The following is a 15,022-nucleotide window of genomic DNA, read 5'->3' as shown; positions in this document are numbered from 1 at the left end:
CCTCCTGGAGACTTATGTCTCATAACGATTCTGTAGCCTTGCGGTTCCTATGCCTGAAATTTTCTTACCAGCAGGGTTGCGTTGTGTCCGCCGAAGCCCAGGGAATTGGAGATTGCGCAGTTTACATCCATCTGCACGCCCTCGCCCTTGCAGTAATCCAGATCACACTCCGGATCATCCTTCTCAAGGCCTGCGGTTGCGTGAACATAACCCTCCTGAATGGACTTGACACAGGTGATGAATTCCACGCCGCCTGCAGCACCTAAAAGGTGTCCGATCATAGACTTGGTGGAGTTGATCTTGGTCTTGTACGCGTGATCACCCAGCGCAATCTTGATGGCCTTAGTCTCGAATAAATCATTGTGGTGGGTGCTGGTGCCGTGGGCGTTGATGTAATCGACATCCTCCGGCTTCATGCCAGCGTCTGCGATGGCCATCTCCATAGCCTTTGCCGCGCCGCTTCCGTCCTCAGCCGGGGAAGTGATGTGGTAAGCGTCACCGGTTGCGCCGTAGCCAGCCAGCTCTGCGTAAATCTTTGCGCCTCTTGCCTGTGCGTGCTCTAAGGACTCTAAGACAACAACGCCTGCGCCCTCGCCCATGATGAATCCGCCGCGCTCTGCGTCAAACGGAATGGATGCCCGGGCCGGATCGTCGGTGGTGTTTAATGCCGTCAGGGAAGTAAATCCTGCCACACCGATCGGGGTAATGCTTGCCTCAGCGCCGCCTGCTACCATCACGTCCGCATCGCCATACTGGATGGTACGGAATGCCTCACCGATGGAGTGAGTACCGGTTGCGCATGCGGTCACCACGTTGATGCATTTGCCCTTCATGCCAAACTGGATGGAGACATTTCCTGCTGCCATATTGCTGATCATTAACGGAACCAGAAGCGGATTCACGCGGCCCGGTCCTTTTTCCAGAAGCTTCTTGTACTCGCGCTCGATGGACTGCAGACTTCCGATACCGGAACCAATGCTTACGCCCACGCGGAACGGGTCTTCCTGGCTCATATCAAGGCCTGCGTCCTCAACGGCCTGTCTGGTTGCTGCTACTGCGAATTGGCAGAACTGCTCCATTCTCTTTGCTGCCTTCGGATCCATGAACTGCTTCGGATCAAAGTCCTTAACCTCTGCGGCCAGCTTTGCCTTGTAATCTGTGGTGTCAAAATAGGTGATCGGCGCGATGCCGACTTTCTTTTCTTTTAAACCATTCCAAAATTCTTCTACACTGTTGCCGATCGGGGTGATGGCACCCATGCCGGTTACTACTACTCGTCTGCTCATATCTGTTCTCCTATATTAGATCGCCATTCCGCCGTCTACGCAGATGACCTGTCCCGTAATGTACTTTGCTTCGTCAGATGCCAGAAATGCTACCAGATTTGCCACATCCGCAGTCTCACCGAATGTTCTCATCGGAATCTGGGCATTGATGCTTTCCTTGATGGTGTCAGACAGCACATCCGTCATATCGGTCTTGATAAAGCCCGGCGCCACTGCGTTGCAGGTAATTCCGCGGCTTGCCATCTCTCTTGCCACTGCCTTGGTCATGCCGATGATGCCTGCTTTGGAAGCACTGTAGTTTACCTGTCCTGCATTTCCCATAACACCGGATACGGAAGAGATATTTACGATATGTCCGCTCTTCTGCTTTAACATCTGACGGGAAATGTGCTTGATGCAGTTGAACGCGCCCTTTAAGTTGGTATTTAACACTGCGTCAAAATCTTCCTCGCTCATCTTCATCAGCAGGTTGTCACGGGTGATTCCGGCGTTATTTACCAGAATGTCCACACGGCCGTAGGTCTTCACCACATAAGCCATCATCTCTGCTGCCTTGTCATAGTCAGACACGTTGCACTGCAGGGCTTCTGCCTTGCCGCCCAGTGCCTCGATCTCTTTTACAGTCTCCTCAGCCTTTGCTGCGGAACCGTTATAATTGACAACAACGGTTGCTCCCTTTGCTGCCAGGGTCTTCGCGATTTCTTTTCCGATGCCGCGGCTTGCGCCGGTCACCACTGCGATCTTGCCAGTTAACATTCCTTCAGTTCCTCCACAACTTTTGCCACGTCATCCAGTTTCTCTATATTAAGAACCTTTACGGTTCTGTCGATCTTTCTCATAAATCCGCTTAAGGTTTTGCCCGGTCCGATCTCCACGAAGGTATCCACGCCGTCAGCCAGCATGGTGCGCACACTCTGCTCCCATCTGACAGAAGAAGAAACCTGTTTGGTCAGAAGCGGCTTTACCTCTGCTGCGTCCGTTACATACTGCGCGGTCACATTGGCCACATACGGGATCTGCGGGGTATGTACCTCCACCTGCTCCAGCACCTCACCCAGCTTCTCGCCTGCACCGGTCAGCATGCGGGAATGAAACGGTCCGCTTACATTTAACATGATGGTACGCTTTGCACCAGCTTCTTTCAGCTTTTCGCAGGCAGTTTCTACTGCCTCTTTCTTTCCGGAAATAACAATCTGTCCCGGACAGTTGTAGTTTGCGATCTGTACGCCTTCGATATCAGCAATGGTTTCCTCAATTGCCGCTGCATCCATAGCCAGAACCGCTGCCATAGCGCCCTGTCCTGCCGGAACTGCCTGCTGCATCAGGATTCCTCTCTGTCTTACTGTTGCGATGGCGTCCTTCTCGCTCATAACACCGGCAGCATAGAGTGCGCAATATTCACCCAGGCTTAAGCCTGCGGTCACATCCGGCTTTACGCCCTGTTCTTCCAGTACCTTGGTCATGGCAATGCTGGTGGTCACCATCGCTGCCTGGGTATACTCGGTGATATCCAGACGGTCATTCTCCGTAAAGCAAAGCTCCGGAACGGAGAATCCCAGAATATCACTCGCCAGGTCAAAGGTCTCTTTTCCGGCCTTTGTCTGCTCATAGAAATCCTGTCCCATGCCGCATACCTGCGCGCCCTGTCCCGGGTAAATAAATGCGATCTTACTCATCACTCTTGCTCCTTTTTTATTCAAATACTCTGTTTCTGTCTGTTCTGCACAGCTTCCTTCCGTAGCACGCTTTACTTGCGGCCCAGAAGCGCTTCTGCCTGTGCCATCATCTCATCGATCATTTCCTTGCAGGTCTGTTCTTTGGAAACCATGCCTGCAATCTGTCCTGCCATTACGGTTCCGTTGGTGACATCACCTTCCTGAACCGCTTTGCGAAGAGTTCCGAGGGTTAAATACTCCAGCTCCTCAAAGCTCTTGCCTTCGTTTTCCAGCTTCACATACTCTCTGGTCATCTGGTTTCTTAAGCAGCGTACCGGATGTCCGTGGGTACGGCCAGTTACGGTGGAATCAATATCCTTTGCCTTTAAGACACGATCCTTGTAGTTCTGATGCACGGTACATTCCTTTGCAACCAGGAAACGGGTTCCCATCTGAACAGCCTCTGCGCCCAGCATAAATGCTGCCGCGATGCCGCGTCCGTCACCGATACCGCCTGCTGCGATGACCGGAATGGAAACAGCGTCCACAACCTGCGGAACCAGGGTCATGGTAGTTGCCTCACCGATGTGTCCTCCGGACTCGGTTCCCTCTGCCACAACCGCGTCTGCGCCGTAGCGCTCCATTCTCTTTGCCAGAGCTACGGAAGCTACAACCGGGATTACCTTAATGCCCGCTGCCTTCCACATCTCCATATATTTCTCCGGGTTTCCGGCGCCAGTGGTTACGACCTTTACGCCTTCCTCCACAACAACCTTTGCTACCTCATCGGCATACGGGCTCATCAGCATGACGTTTACGCCAAAGGGCTTGTCGGTTACTGCCTTTACCTCGCGGATGTAATTGCGGATTACCTCTGCCGGAGCGTTTGCTCCGCCAATCAGGCCCAGACCGCCTGCTGCAGATACTGCTGCTGCCAGATGGCTCTCTGCCACCCATGCCATACCACCCTGAATGATCGGGTGCTCAATGCCTAAGAGTTCTGTAATTCTTGTTTTCATCTGACTCCTCCAACTTCCCGCTTTTTACATTACTGTTCACACGTTGTGCAAACAGTAACGGGATTTTGCCGATGCTTCGCATTCCAAATCGGCAAAATCTGCTACCATCACTGTATCATACGGAATTTTCAGTTCAGAAAATTCCTACCCGTGAACTGTAACTACTCCACCAGACGTGTCGCAGGCACAAGCCTGATGTGCTGTCTAAAAAAGGGTGCAGGGCTTACGCCTCTACACCTTTCTCCTTCAGGTAATTCATAACATCGCCAACGGTCAGCAGGTTCTGCAGATCATCAGACGGGATCTCTACAGAGTACTCATCCTCAAGAGCCATAACTAACTCGAACAGGTCCAGGGAATCAGCGCCTAAATCCTCTTTGAAGGAAGAAGCCTCGGTGATGCTGTCTGCATCTACGCTTAACTGGTCTGCAATGATTTCTTTCATCTTCTCTAACATAATTTTGATCTCCTTTAATATGAAATGTTTTCTTTTATAATTTGAAGGAACCGGATTTGGTTCCATACTACCAGGTTAACAAAACAGCGCCCCAGGTGAGGCCGCCGCCAAAGCCCGCCAGCACCAGCTTATCCCCCCGGGTTAACTTTCCTTCCCGGTTCAACTGGTCTAACAGGATCGGCACCGTCGCGCCGGAAGTATTTCCATACTTGTCAATGTTCATGGGCACCTTGTCAAAGGGCTGCTTTAACCGCTTGGCCACCGCCTCGCAGATCCGGTAATTGGCCTGATGCAGAACGAAGTACTTAATCTCCTCAATATCCGTTTTGCTCTCGGAAAGCACCTGATGGATGCACTCCGGAACCTTCTTTACCGCAAACTTGAATACCTCCTGACCATTCATGTAGATGTATCCAAGCTCCGGAGTTTTTCCATTCAGGAAATTTCCCTCGCTGCGGGCCAGACAGGAAAGCACCATGCCTCTGGCTCCGTCGGACCCCATGACCGTGTGAATGATACCAGCTTCCTCATCCGCCTGGATGACTGCCGCCCCCGCGCCATCTCCGAACAGAACACAGGTTGCCCGGTCACTCCAGTCGGTCAGCTTGCTTAAGCAGTCTGCGCCGATAATAAGTCCGGTCCGGTACACTCCAGCCTGAATAAAAGCCTGAGCAGTACTGAGCGCGATCTCAAAGCCGGAACATGCGGCACTGATGTCAAACGCCATGGCGTGAACCGCGCCAATGGCCGCCTGTACCTCGCAGGCTCCATTTGGGAAACAGTGATCCGGTGAGGATGTCGCAAGCAGAATAAAATCGATCTCCTCTGCCGATACCTTTGCGTCTTCCAGGGCACGCTCTGCCGCTCTGGACGCCAGCACGCTGGTGCCTTCCGTCTCCGCGATCCGGCGCTCATGGATTCCCGTGCGGGTAACGATCCACTCGTCACTGGTCTCCACAACCCCTGCCAATTCTTCATTCGTCACAATCCGCTCCGGAACATAAGAACCGGTTCCAATAATTCTGCCTGTCATGCTCGTACCTGTTTCCTCTTGAATTCGTGCTGTCTCTTGTCACAACAGCCTTCTATTTACTTTTAATTTCAAATGTTTTGATATTCAAAGTATTTTGACGTTTTATATCTTATAGAATAAAAAGAGTTTTGTCAAGCAATATTTCCCGACAAAACTCTTCTTTATTATTATTTTATTTCAGCCTGTTCATCCTTTAAAAGACGCATCATCAGAACCACCACATGCTTGCGGTCCTTATTCAGTGCCTCCCACTCGCATACAGGAAAATCTTTTGCGGTATTCGCTTCCGGATCATCCTCAACCAGACTTAAAAATTCCGAACACTTCATGCCGAATGCCTGACTGATCTTGGTCAAAGTGTCAATGCTGACGGTACTCCGCTTGTTAAACATCGTTGTAAGAGTCGATTGTTTAATCCCACTTAACTGGGAAAGCCGGTAACGGCTGTACCCCCTCTGCTTCATCAGCTCTTCTATCTTCGCCAGCAGCCTTTCGTTCTCCATGATGTCATATCTCCTTCTCCTTTGAATATCTCTATCTTATTGGATTTCGAAGACATGCCATAGATTTAATATTTTGATAATATAAGACGGAATTTTGGTATAATTTGCCATTTTTTTGCCGCAAACTCGGATCGGACTTTCCTTTTCCTCATTCTGATCCAAATTTGCGGCCGACATTTCCGATCAGTTATTGTTCCTTCTGCTCCGTCAGCATGCGGTACACATCCCGTTTTGCGATTCCCCTGTCCTTCGCCACCTGCTTCATGGCCTCTTTCCGGTCAATGTCCTGGTTCAGATAGAGATCCATATGCTCCTCCAGACTCATCTCTTCCCAGGATTTCTGCTGCTCCGCCTTTAGCTCTCCGATGCTCTTTCCCTCAATCACGATGACACACTCGCCCTTCGGCTCCTCGGTCCCGTAGCGCTCCAGTGCCTCCGCGAAGGTGGTCCGGTAAGCTTCCTCATACTTTTTGGTCAGCTCCCTGCAGATGGTAATGCGGCGGTCCGCTCCCAGCGCATCAGAAAGTTCCTGCAGAGTCCTCACCAGATGATGCGGCGCCTCATACACGATCATGGTACGGGTTTCTGTCTTTAATTCCTCCAGAATCCACTGACGCTCCTTTTTATCCACCGGAAGAAAAGCCTCAAAGCAGAACCGTCTCGTAGCCAGTCCGGATATGGTCAGCGCTGTAATGCAGGCTGCCGGCCCCGGAAGGGACGTCACCTCAATGCCCGCCTCATAGCACTGCTTCACCAGCTCCTCGCCCGGATCAGAAATACCCGGTGTTCCGGCGTCTGTCACCAGCGCAATGTTCACGCCCTGACGCATCTGCTCCACCAGATAGCGTGCCTTGTCAATTTTGTTGTATTCGTGATAGCTTGTCATCGGGGTCTTGATCCCGAAATGGTTCAGCAGCTTAATGCTGTGTCTGGTATCCTCTGCGGCAATCAGGTCTGCTTCCTTTAAAGTATTGAGTACGCGCAGCGTAATATCATCCAGATTTCCGATGGGTGTCGCGCAAAGATATAACTTGCCTGCTGCCTTTTCCTGCTCAGCCATAATTTCCTCCTGCCACTGTTTTCTCTAATATCCATACACATCGTAAATTTCCTGTGTGTACACGCCCGGCTCCTTGTATACAATGATCGGGGCCTCTACCTTCATCATGGACTTTCCACCGCGCACCGCCTCGATCAGCACCATATTGGCTTCCTTATCCGCAAACGGATGCACCAGCTTCATGCGCTTTGGCTCCAGCTTATAGGTCTTTAAGGCCGTGATGATCTCCACCAGCCGGTGCGGCCGGTGTACCATATAAAAACGCCCGCCGCTTTTTAAGAGCAGCGATGCTTCCCGGCACACATCATCCAGCGTGCAGAACACCTCATGCCGCGCAATGGCCTTTGGCAGATCCGGATTCTTCAGCCCGTGATTGTCGTTCATGTAAGGTGGATTGGAGGTAACCACATCAAAAGAAGCCTTGCCGAACAGGCGGCTGGCTTCTTTGATGTCTCCTCTTACGATGTCTACCCGGTCCTCCAGCTGATTCAGGCGGACGCTGCGGCCTGCCATCTCAGCCACCTCCTCCTGAATCTCCAAACCGGTAAAATGCTTTCCATTCGTTTTTGCCTCCAGAAGGATCGGGATGATTCCCGTTCCGGTACCCAGATCCACTGCCACTTCGCCCTCTTTTACCTGTGCAAAACCAGACAGCAGCACAGCATCCATGCCAAAACAGAAGCCTTTCTTTTTCTGGATGATGCGGTAACCGTTTCTCTGCAGATCATCGATCCGCTCATCCTCACCGCAGATCACATTATTCATTCAGCTTTGATTTTCCTTCCTTTTTCTCAAGTGCCTCCAGCTTCTTCAGTTCATGGTCCTCCGCCTGCTCGCCCTTGCCTTTTCTGCGGCGCGGCTTGAACTTTAACTGCTCTACCTTGTACTCTCGGATCTCTTTCTCATCTTTTTCCACGGTCACAATGACCTTTACCAGCTGGCGCAGCACATTTACGCTCTGCACCTCACCCTTTAACCCGTCGTCGGTAGTTACATAATCACCCACACCCGGAAGCTTGCTGTTTAAATACTCGTAAGTTTCTTCCTCATTCTTTAAGCAGCACATCAGACGTCCGCAGACACCGGAAATCTTGGTCGGATTTAAAGAAAGATTCTGCTCCTTTGCCATCTTGATGGATACCGGAATAAACTCGGACAGATAAGAATGACAGCAGAGCGCTCTTCCGCAGATTCCAACACCGCCTACAATCTTGGTCTCGTCTCTCACGCCCACCTGGCGCAGCTCAATTCTGGTCTTAAATACAGACGCAAGATCCTTGACCAGTTCACGGAAATCAATCCGCCCATCCGCTGTGAAATAAAAAAGAATCTTATTGTTGTCAAACGTGTACTCCACATCGATCAGCTTCATCTCCAGCTTATGCTTGCGAATCTTTTCCTGACAAATTTTAAAGGCATCCTTTTCTTTTTTACGGTTTGCCTCTTCACGGGCAATGTCATCCTTATTGGCCATACGGATGACTGCCTTTAACGGCTGTACCACCTTGTTATCTTCCACATCGCGGTTTCCCAGTACGACATGGCCGTACTCAATACCGCGGGCCGTCTCTACAATGACATGGTCGCCATTTTTAATTTCCAGCTTTCCCGGAGAAAAATAATAAATCTTTCCTGCCGTGCGAAAGCGTACTCCAATTACTGTTACCATATTTTCTATCTCCTATCTGTTCCTGGCATGCTCCTGTCACGGTTCACGCCTGCGGTCAATCTGCTCTTTCATTACCAGAAGCATCAGCTCCATGGCCAGTTCCATATTTACATTCGCGTCCAGACGGACACGCGCTTTGTCGATGGCCTCTAAAATCTTCTCCAGCCCTTCATACGAACACTTCTGACTAATCTCGTTGATGCTGCTGTACTCATCCTTAAAAATGAGCTGGTTCATATCCCGCGCTACCTTATAAAGCAGCACATCCCGGTACCAGAGCTGCATAAAATCCAGGCACTCGTAAATGTCCAGATTTTCCTCTTTCATCTTCCGGATGTAATCCAGCAGCTCGGAAATATCCATCTCCTTCACATGTTTTAAAAGATGAAGCATCTCACCATGCAGAAGCTTAAAATCCTCGGAAGACGCCAGCGAAATAGCCTTTCCAAGATTGCCACGGGCAAAAGCCGCATAAATGTCAGCATCTGCCTCCTCCACATGCAGGGTGTCCATCAGATATTTCTTCACGGTAAAATCACGCAAAGGCTTTAATTTCAGCTGCACACAGCGTGACAAAATCGTTGGCAGAAATGCTTCCTGATTGGTAGTTAAAAGCAGGATCACCGCGTAGGACGGCGGCTCTTCGATGGTTTTTAACAACGCGTTCTGTGCCTGCTGCGTCATCTTCTCTGCTTCATCGACAATGTATACTTTATAATAGCTGCTGTATGGACGGATCATGATGGTGTCATTGATCTGCTTTCGGATATCGTCCACTCCGATGGTGCCCGGCTTTTCATGGGACACATAGATCAGATCCGGATGGCTGCCGCTCAATACCTGTTTGCAGGCATGGCATTCCATACAGGGCTCACTTTTCCCTTTCTCACACAGAAGCGTAAGGGCAAAGGCATTCGCCAGGGACTTTCGTCCCATCCCCGCCTCACCGGCCAGAATATAGGCATGAGACACCTTGTTATATTCAATTGCCTTCTGAAAATGTTCTTTTATCTGGTCATGACCAATGATCTCCTGAAAATTCAGCATCGCAGTCACCTCACAATCTCTCTAATTTTAAGGCATATCACCCAAAAGTATAACACACTTTTTCCTTTCAGCCAATGCTCCGCATTCCAAATCGGTAAAATCTGCAGCCACCACTGTACCATACGGCATCTTCCGTTCAGAAAATGTCTGCTATATACATTAACGATCGGCTTCTTCCCGCCGTCCTTCCATCTGGATCCGGTCCGCAATTGCCCGGACACACTCCTCCAATTCCCGGTTTTCAAACGATTCCGTCACATCCAGCCCCTTCAGGCGTTCCGGCGAAAAATCGGCCTCATCTGCCAGAAAGCGCCGGCAGAGTTCTGCGTACTTTGGCTCCTTCTGCTGCCGCTCCCTGGCAAGGGCACGCTCCAGGCGCACACCGTCATCCACCGTCACATACAGCGGAACCAGTGCTTTCTTTCCATAATACTCCCGCAGTTTTTCGTAGGAATCCAGCGTACCGATCACCAGATAACTGTTTTTTGCCAGATCAATCTGCCCGTCATCCACCGTCGCATAGCTCCAGGGGCCAAACACCGTCTGATAGGTCCGCACTTCAATCACCCTGCCAGACTGCTCCAGATTCTTAAGCCGGGTACCATCGATAAAATGATACTCTACGCCTTCCTGCTCCCCGTCCCGCATGGGCCGTGTTGTATAGAGCACAATACTCTTCAGCTCCGGGCACACACTCCGCAGCCGCTTATAAATACTATCCTTTCCCGATGCGCTCTTGCCCATCAGATAAAAAATCTTTCCCATTTCCATTTCCTCCAGACCCGTTTTATCTGCCTTTTTCTCCCGGTGTCCTGTCCTGTTTTCCATTCACTTTTACAACCTGCAGATATTCGGTATTCTGATCCTCCATTCCCTGCACTGGCAGTCCGATATTCCGGTCATACACCACCTGACGGATGATTTCTGCCGTCATGCGCTCTCCCGGTGTAATGATCGGAATCCCAGGCGGATACAGATAAATAAATTCGCCAGAGATCCGTCCCGCGGACTCTTCCAGAGAGACGCGCTCCAAAAGTGCGTTGAAGGCCTCCGCCGGAGTCATGCAGCGTTCCGGTGCACCAGATACCTTTTTCTGCTGCTCATCCCCGTCATTACCGGCCTTTTCTCCTCGAAAATTCCCATTGGCAGCTTCCAGCTTTTTTTTCGCTGTTCCAGCCTTCCGGTCCATTGCCAGCAGCGCCTCCACCAGCCGCTCCAGGTGTTCCTCACTATCTAAAAAAGTCAGAATTGCCACAGCATAATCTGCCCCGCACATTTCCATCTCAATTGCATAATCCCGGCGCAGACACTCGTTCAGCTCTTCTCCCGTCATTCGTCCCTGACAGGAAATTACCAGCTTAGACTCATCCACATCGAATACGCCATGTGCACCACGCTGCTTCCGGTCAAGCAATTTCAGATTCTGCAGCTCTCCCAGGCGTTCCCTCACAGTTCGGATACGCGCCGCAAATGCTGTCATATATTCTGTTCCGTGCTGCTGCATCTCAAAAATACACTGCTCCATCACCGCCATAAACACATACGACGGACTGCTGCTCTGATACATCTGAAGGCACCGCTCCAGGCGGCCGCGGCTGACCCGCTCTCCCTGCAAATGCAGGATTGCCGTCTGGGTCAGGCTTGGCAGTGTTTTATGAAGGCTCTGAATTACCAGGTCTGCCCCACACTGCAGCGCGGATTCCGGAAAGTTCCCTTCCCCGAATGAAAAATGCGCGCCATGGGCCTCATCCACAATCAACGGAATTCCATGATCATGTGCCACCTGCGCGATTCCGCGGATATCAGACACAACACCATCGTACGTCGGTGATACAATCAGAACACACCGGATCTCCGGGTGCTCTGTTAACTTCTTTTCCACATCTTCCGGTTTTATCCCGCCCTGAATCCCCAATTCTTCTATAATTTGTGGATAAACATACTCCGGCTTCAGCGAATTGAGGATAAGCCCATGATACACTGACTTATGGCAGTTTCGGCTCACCAGTATGGTCTCTCCAGGACGCGCTGCCGCGCCGATCGCGCTTAAAATTCCACAGCTGCTTCCATTTACCAAATAGTAGGTATGATCCGCGCCATACACTCTGGCTGCCCATTCCATGGATTCTTTTAAAATGCCCTCTGGGTGATGCAGATTGTCAAACCCGTCAATTTCCGTAATATCAATGGAAAACGGGTTAGGAAAGTCCTGCAACAGTCCGCAGTCCATCTGCCGCTTATGCCCAGGCATATGAAATGCTGCCGCCCCCGAAGCGCTATAGCGCTTTAACCGCTCTCTCAGTAATTCTTCTTTCTTCATCTTTCTTGACAATATCCTTCTTTACTGTTCCTTCTTTTTCGTATAAGTGATTGTAACATAGAATATCTTTACATTCCAACTCATTTTCATTATAATCAAAACGCATAACTGTTCAGTACCCTCACAGTTACGGGCAAAAATCCATTGAAAATTGCCTTCGGCAATGGGATTTTTGCCTGCAAGCCCATGTTTTCATACGGTCAGCGCAGTGAATGCGCAGACCTACTGAACAGTTATCAAAACACATACTATGAAAAGAAAAGAGATGAACTTCCATGCGGGAAATGGAATTTAAAATGGAGCGTCAGGGGCTGGTGAACATTGGCGATGTAGTCGATGTAACCGAACGTGAAGGCTTCAATTACAGTTATATCATTGAACCGGCCGTGGCCATGTCCGGCTGCTATAAATCGCGTGACCGGTTAAAATCGAAAAAGGGCGTCATCAAGGACATCAAGGAAAATGCCCGTGGCTTCTACGTCATTGCAGAATTCGATGAATAAGGAATATAAAAACAGGGTTGTGACAGAAGATCAGTCTTCCATCACAACCCTGTTTTTATCCGGGATCACCAGAACCCTGCGCCACATAGCCACCGGTTCTTCTCCCTTTTTCCAATAGCAGTCCTCCCAGTAACAGTATACCTGGCCGTCCTGCATCATCACAAATTCTACCCGGTCATTACCGGTTGTCTCTTCTCTCTCCCGAAGCTCCGCATCGTCCAGATAGCTCATCTGACCGGATCTGGAGATTACCGCAATCACGCCATAACTGCTCTTCCAGTTTTTCGGACAGTAATTTCCATAAAGCTGGTCACCTTCCTCAGAATAATACAACTGCCAGATGCGTCCCGGAAAACGCTTATGCAGTTCTTCGACTTCCGCATCCGCTTCTGTCAGGGAAAGACGGAATAGCTGACTGTACTGCTTGCCGCGCTCCTTCCCCTTCATCCAGGCACTATAATAAATCCAGTCTCCGACAATGCAGAAACTGTCAATCGATTTACCCATGGATTCAAAGAGCACTTCATTTCCGCCCTTATTGCAGAAAATAGCCTGTCCCTTTCCATTCTCCTGTTCTTTCAGATAATACGAAACACCATCGGACTCATGAGGTGCTGTCTGAATATCCTCAATCCGGTTTCCGGACATCTTAAAGATCCGGTCCCCATACAGATAATTTCCGTCCACATCGGTCTGGAGTTTCCTTCCCAGCGTGTCATACAGGTAAATCTCATCCTGTTCCACAGCCGCATAAATTCCAATCTGCTGTGTCGCAAATGCCGCGTCTACACTGATACGCTGCACAGATCCATACTGCATGATATAGATCCCGTCTTCCCAGAATGTAAAATTATCTACATCCTGCGCAATAATCTCAATCTCCTGATCGGAATTTGCCCGATACAGCGTATGATACAGGGATGGATGAACCTGGGAAAGCTGGCTGTCTTTTCGCTCCGGACACGGTAAATAATAAGTCCAGCCATCACGAGTCTGAATTTCCTCATTGTAATCATGCGTGCCTGCCAGACTGCTTTCCTCCAACGGTATTGTATAGAGAATCTGTCCTGATTCTGAAAGAACTACAGCCTTATCCCCCAGCTGAATCTCTATATTCTCGTTTTTTTCTTCTGTTTCCTCTGTCTGCTGAAACGTCCGCTCAAACGGTGCCTGCAGCAGATCAAGCTGATGCTTTACCTTCCAGATTCCGGCAATAGCAAGTACACTGGCCACTACAAGCAATACCAGCGATCCTATTCTCTTTCCTGCGGAAACCTCCGGTTCCTCCGCATGTTCCCCATCACCTTCCACAATTCCAAGACGATCCTCAATTTCCAGAAGCAGCGATGTCTCATCCAGATTTGCCAGATTCTCCTTCTTTGCTTCCTTGGACTGCATTTTCTCTTCCGCATAGGAGGCCTCGATCATTTCCTTTGTTGCCTCCAGCTTCGTTTCGGCAAGGAAATCAGAACGTTTCAGCAGCCAGTCCAGCGGACTCTTCTCCTTCTGCAGCTGTTCCCCTCGCTGATACGCCTCCATATAAACCTGAACCAGAAGCTCCTTCGTCTTTTCTTCCTGGTTAAAAATCAGCTTGGCATGCCGGTACAGGGATTTGTAGGTCAGGATATACAGATTCTCAAACTCATGAATCCACTTACTCTGTTCTGATACATTCTGTGCCTTTTTTGTCTTCATTCCATCGTCTCCTCTTTGGTCAGAGTATGGTTATAGATCAAACGTAACTATTTAGTAGGTCTGCGCATTCACTGCGCTGACCGTATGAAAACATGGGCTTGCAGGCAAAAATCCCATTGCCGAAGGCAATTTTCAATGGATTTTTGCCCGTAACTGTGAGGGTACTGAACAGTTACGATCAAACAAGATTAATCCGTATCAACAAAAAAGGCGAGAACCTTGCTTAAGGATTCTCGCCTTTTAAATGTACTGAGCGTGCGGGGATTCGAACCCCGGACAACTTGATTAAAAGTCAAGTGCTCTACCGACTGAGCTACACGCCCGTATGCCTTGGACCGGAATCGAACCAGTGACACGAGGATTTTCAGTCCTCTGCTCTACCAACTGAGCTACCAAGGCAAAATTGCGGGGATAGGATTTGAACCTATGACCTTCGGGTTATGAGCCCGACGAGCTTCCAGACTGCTCCACCCCGCGACATTCGCGAAATATGAAGTTGTTGAGTGGGGGAAGGTGGATTCGAACCACCGAAAGCACAGCTAACAGATTTACAGTCTGCCCCCTTTGGCCACTCGGGAATTCCCCCAAAATATTATTTTTTCAAAGCCGATAATCGGACTCGAACCGATAACCTGCTGATTACAAATCAGCTGCTCTGCCAATTGAGCCATATCGGCGAACCAGGTTTTCTTTGAAAGTGGGGCCTATAGGGCTCGAACCTATGACCCTCTGCTTGTAAGGCAGATGCTCTCCCAGCTGAGCTAAGACCCCATAT

15 protein-coding genes and 6 tRNA genes are annotated in these 15,022 nt (G+C 49.9%); 1 reads left to right on the top strand and 20 read right to left on the bottom strand.

Annotated elements, in window-relative coordinates:
- Window positions 1-47 precede the first annotated feature (47 nt).
- From fabF to WMO41_RS08615, 13 genes are all read right to left on the bottom strand, one after another.
- On the bottom strand, window positions 48-1,286 hold the full coding sequence (fabF, locus tag WMO41_RS08675) for a beta-ketoacyl-ACP synthase II (protein WP_349229413.1): 1,239 nt from the start codon (window positions 1,284-1,286) through the stop codon (window positions 48-50).
- Between the two features lie 15 nt (window positions 1,287-1,301).
- Window positions 1,302-2,042, bottom strand: a complete 741-nt coding sequence (gene fabG / locus WMO41_RS08670) for a 3-oxoacyl-[acyl-carrier-protein] reductase (RefSeq protein WP_177292193.1) — start codon at window positions 2,040-2,042, stop codon at window positions 1,302-1,304.
- On the bottom strand, window positions 2,036-2,962 hold the full coding sequence (gene fabD / locus WMO41_RS08665) for an ACP S-malonyltransferase (protein ID WP_177292192.1): 927 nt from the start codon (window positions 2,960-2,962) through the stop codon (window positions 2,036-2,038). The genes fabG and fabD overlap by 7 nt, the downstream gene beginning before the upstream one ends.
- A 71-nt stretch (window positions 2,963-3,033) precedes the next feature.
- Window positions 3,034-3,960: an enoyl-[acyl-carrier-protein] reductase FabK gene (gene fabK / locus WMO41_RS08660; RefSeq protein ID WP_349229412.1), complete on the bottom strand. Its 927-nt coding sequence runs from the start codon at window positions 3,958-3,960 to the stop codon at window positions 3,034-3,036.
- Between the two features lie 223 nt (window positions 3,961-4,183).
- Entirely contained in the window at window positions 4,184-4,417 is a 234-nt protein-coding gene (acpP, locus tag WMO41_RS08655; RefSeq protein ID WP_118533698.1) for an acyl carrier protein, read from the bottom strand.
- A gap of 67 nt (window positions 4,418-4,484) precedes the next feature.
- Entirely contained in the window at window positions 4,485-5,450 is a 966-nt protein-coding gene (locus WMO41_RS08650) for a beta-ketoacyl-ACP synthase 3 (protein WP_177292190.1), read from the bottom strand.
- 167 nt (window positions 5,451-5,617) lie between these two features.
- The gene (locus tag WMO41_RS08645; protein ID WP_349229411.1) at window positions 5,618-5,953 is read right to left on the bottom strand and encodes a helix-turn-helix domain-containing protein; all 336 of its coding nucleotides are present in this window, start codon (window positions 5,951-5,953) and stop codon (window positions 5,618-5,620) included.
- Between the two features lie 187 nt (window positions 5,954-6,140).
- Window positions 6,141-7,013 (bottom strand): 16S rRNA (cytidine(1402)-2'-O)-methyltransferase, encoded by an 873-nt coding sequence (gene rsmI, locus WMO41_RS08640; RefSeq protein WP_349229410.1) that lies wholly within the window; start codon window positions 7,011-7,013, stop codon window positions 6,141-6,143.
- A gap of 24 nt (window positions 7,014-7,037) precedes the next feature.
- On the bottom strand, window positions 7,038-7,778 hold the full coding sequence (locus WMO41_RS08635; protein WP_177292187.1) for a methyltransferase: 741 nt from the start codon (window positions 7,776-7,778) through the stop codon (window positions 7,038-7,040).
- On the bottom strand, window positions 7,771-8,682 hold the full coding sequence (locus WMO41_RS08630; protein WP_177292186.1) for a regulatory iron-sulfur-containing complex subunit RicT: 912 nt from the start codon (window positions 8,680-8,682) through the stop codon (window positions 7,771-7,773). Before WMO41_RS08630 ends, WMO41_RS08635 begins: the two co-directional genes overlap by 8 nt.
- Before the next feature lie 36 nt (window positions 8,683-8,718).
- Window positions 8,719-9,729 carry a DNA polymerase III subunit delta' gene (gene holB, locus WMO41_RS08625; RefSeq protein ID WP_349229409.1) on the bottom strand — a complete coding sequence of 337 codons (1,011 nt, stop codon included), beginning with the start codon at window positions 9,727-9,729 and terminating at the stop codon, window positions 8,719-8,721.
- Window positions 9,730-9,888: 159 nt separating this feature from the next.
- Window positions 9,889-10,494, bottom strand: a complete 606-nt coding sequence (locus WMO41_RS08620; protein WP_349229408.1) for a nucleoside/nucleotide kinase family protein — start codon at window positions 10,492-10,494, stop codon at window positions 9,889-9,891.
- 22 nt (window positions 10,495-10,516) lie between these two features.
- Complete coding sequence (locus tag WMO41_RS08615) at window positions 10,517-12,049, bottom strand: aminotransferase class I/II-fold pyridoxal phosphate-dependent enzyme (RefSeq protein WP_349229407.1); 1,533 nt, start codon at window positions 12,047-12,049, stop codon at window positions 10,517-10,519.
- Window positions 12,050-12,324: 275 nt separating this feature from the next.
- Here WMO41_RS08615 and WMO41_RS08610 point away from each other — a divergent pair, with 275 nt between their 5' ends.
- Window positions 12,325-12,552: a hypothetical protein gene (locus tag WMO41_RS08610; protein ID WP_177292182.1), complete on the top strand. Its 228-nt coding sequence runs from the start codon at window positions 12,325-12,327 to the stop codon at window positions 12,550-12,552.
- A 30-nt stretch (window positions 12,553-12,582) separates the two neighbouring features.
- On the opposite strand, the gene WMO41_RS08605 is transcribed toward WMO41_RS08610, so the two are convergent.
- The 7 genes from WMO41_RS08605 to WMO41_RS08575 form a co-directional block, all read right to left on the bottom strand.
- Window positions 12,583-14,247, bottom strand: coding sequence for a hypothetical protein (locus WMO41_RS08605; RefSeq protein WP_349229406.1), 1,665 nt, complete (start codon window positions 14,245-14,247; stop codon window positions 12,583-12,585).
- A gap of 250 nt (window positions 14,248-14,497) precedes the next feature.
- A tRNA-Lys gene (locus WMO41_RS08600) sits at window positions 14,498-14,570 on the bottom strand.
- 3 nt (window positions 14,571-14,573) lie between these two features.
- A tRNA-Phe gene (locus WMO41_RS08595) sits at window positions 14,574-14,646 on the bottom strand.
- A 4-nt stretch (window positions 14,647-14,650) separates the two neighbouring features.
- Window positions 14,651-14,724: transfer RNA gene (locus WMO41_RS08590), tRNA-Met, on the bottom strand.
- Window positions 14,725-14,751: 27 nt separating this feature from the next.
- Window positions 14,752-14,833: transfer RNA gene (locus WMO41_RS08585), tRNA-Tyr, on the bottom strand.
- A gap of 18 nt (window positions 14,834-14,851) precedes the next feature.
- Window positions 14,852-14,924, bottom strand: a tRNA-Thr gene (locus WMO41_RS08580).
- Between the two features lie 21 nt (window positions 14,925-14,945).
- Window positions 14,946-15,018 (bottom strand) — tRNA-Val (locus tag WMO41_RS08575).
- Between the last annotated feature and the right edge of the window lie 4 nt (window positions 15,019-15,022).

Origin of the sequence: Ventrimonas faecis (genome assembly GCF_040096075.1) — a bacterium.
Classification (GTDB): Bacteria; Bacillota; Clostridia; order Lachnospirales; family Lachnospiraceae; genus Brotaphodocola; species Brotaphodocola faecis.
Note: the sequence above shows the minus strand (reverse complement) of the source record. Positions and strands in the feature narration are given on the sequence as shown.

Excerpts from the sequence above, each read along its gene's own strand:
- fabK (WP_349229412.1), bottom strand. The coding sequence starts at position 3,960 with ATGAAAACAAGAATTACAGAACTCTTAGGCATTGAGCACCCGATCATT.
- fabD (WP_177292192.1), bottom strand. The coding sequence starts at position 2,962 with ATGAGTAAGATCGCATTTATTTACCCGGGACAGGGCGCGCAGGTATGC.
- WMO41_RS08635 (WP_177292187.1), bottom strand. The coding sequence starts at position 7,778 with ATGAATAATGTGATCTGCGGTGAGGATGAGCGGATCGATGATCTGCAG.
- WMO41_RS08610 (WP_177292182.1), top strand. The coding sequence starts at position 12,325 with ATGCGGGAAATGGAATTTAAAATGGAGCGTCAGGGGCTGGTGAACATT.
- fabG (WP_177292193.1), bottom strand. The coding sequence starts at position 2,042 with ATGTTAACTGGCAAGATCGCAGTGGTGACCGGCGCAAGCCGCGGCATC.
- WMO41_RS08620 (WP_349229408.1), bottom strand. The coding sequence starts at position 10,494 with ATGGGAAAGATTTTTTATCTGATGGGCAAGAGCGCATCGGGAAAGGAT.
- rsmI (WP_349229410.1), bottom strand. The coding sequence starts at position 7,013 with ATGGCTGAGCAGGAAAAGGCAGCAGGCAAGTTATATCTTTGCGCGACA.
- acpP (WP_118533698.1), bottom strand. The coding sequence starts at position 4,417 with ATGTTAGAGAAGATGAAAGAAATCATTGCAGACCAGTTAAGCGTAGAT.
- WMO41_RS08645 (WP_349229411.1), bottom strand. The coding sequence starts at position 5,953 with ATGGAGAACGAAAGGCTGCTGGCGAAGATAGAAGAGCTGATGAAGCAG.
- holB (WP_349229409.1), bottom strand. The coding sequence starts at position 9,729 with ATGCTGAATTTTCAGGAGATCATTGGTCATGACCAGATAAAAGAACAT.
- WMO41_RS08605 (WP_349229406.1), bottom strand. The coding sequence starts at position 14,247 with ATGAAGACAAAAAAGGCACAGAATGTATCAGAACAGAGTAAGTGGATT.
- WMO41_RS08615 (WP_349229407.1), bottom strand. The coding sequence starts at position 12,049 with ATGAAGAAAGAAGAATTACTGAGAGAGCGGTTAAAGCGCTATAGCGCT.
- WMO41_RS08650 (WP_177292190.1), bottom strand. The coding sequence starts at position 5,450 with ATGACAGGCAGAATTATTGGAACCGGTTCTTATGTTCCGGAGCGGATT.
- WMO41_RS08630 (WP_177292186.1), bottom strand. The coding sequence starts at position 8,682 with ATGGTAACAGTAATTGGAGTACGCTTTCGCACGGCAGGAAAGATTTAT.
- fabF (WP_349229413.1), bottom strand. The coding sequence starts at position 1,286 with ATGAGCAGACGAGTAGTAGTAACCGGCATGGGTGCCATCACCCCGATC.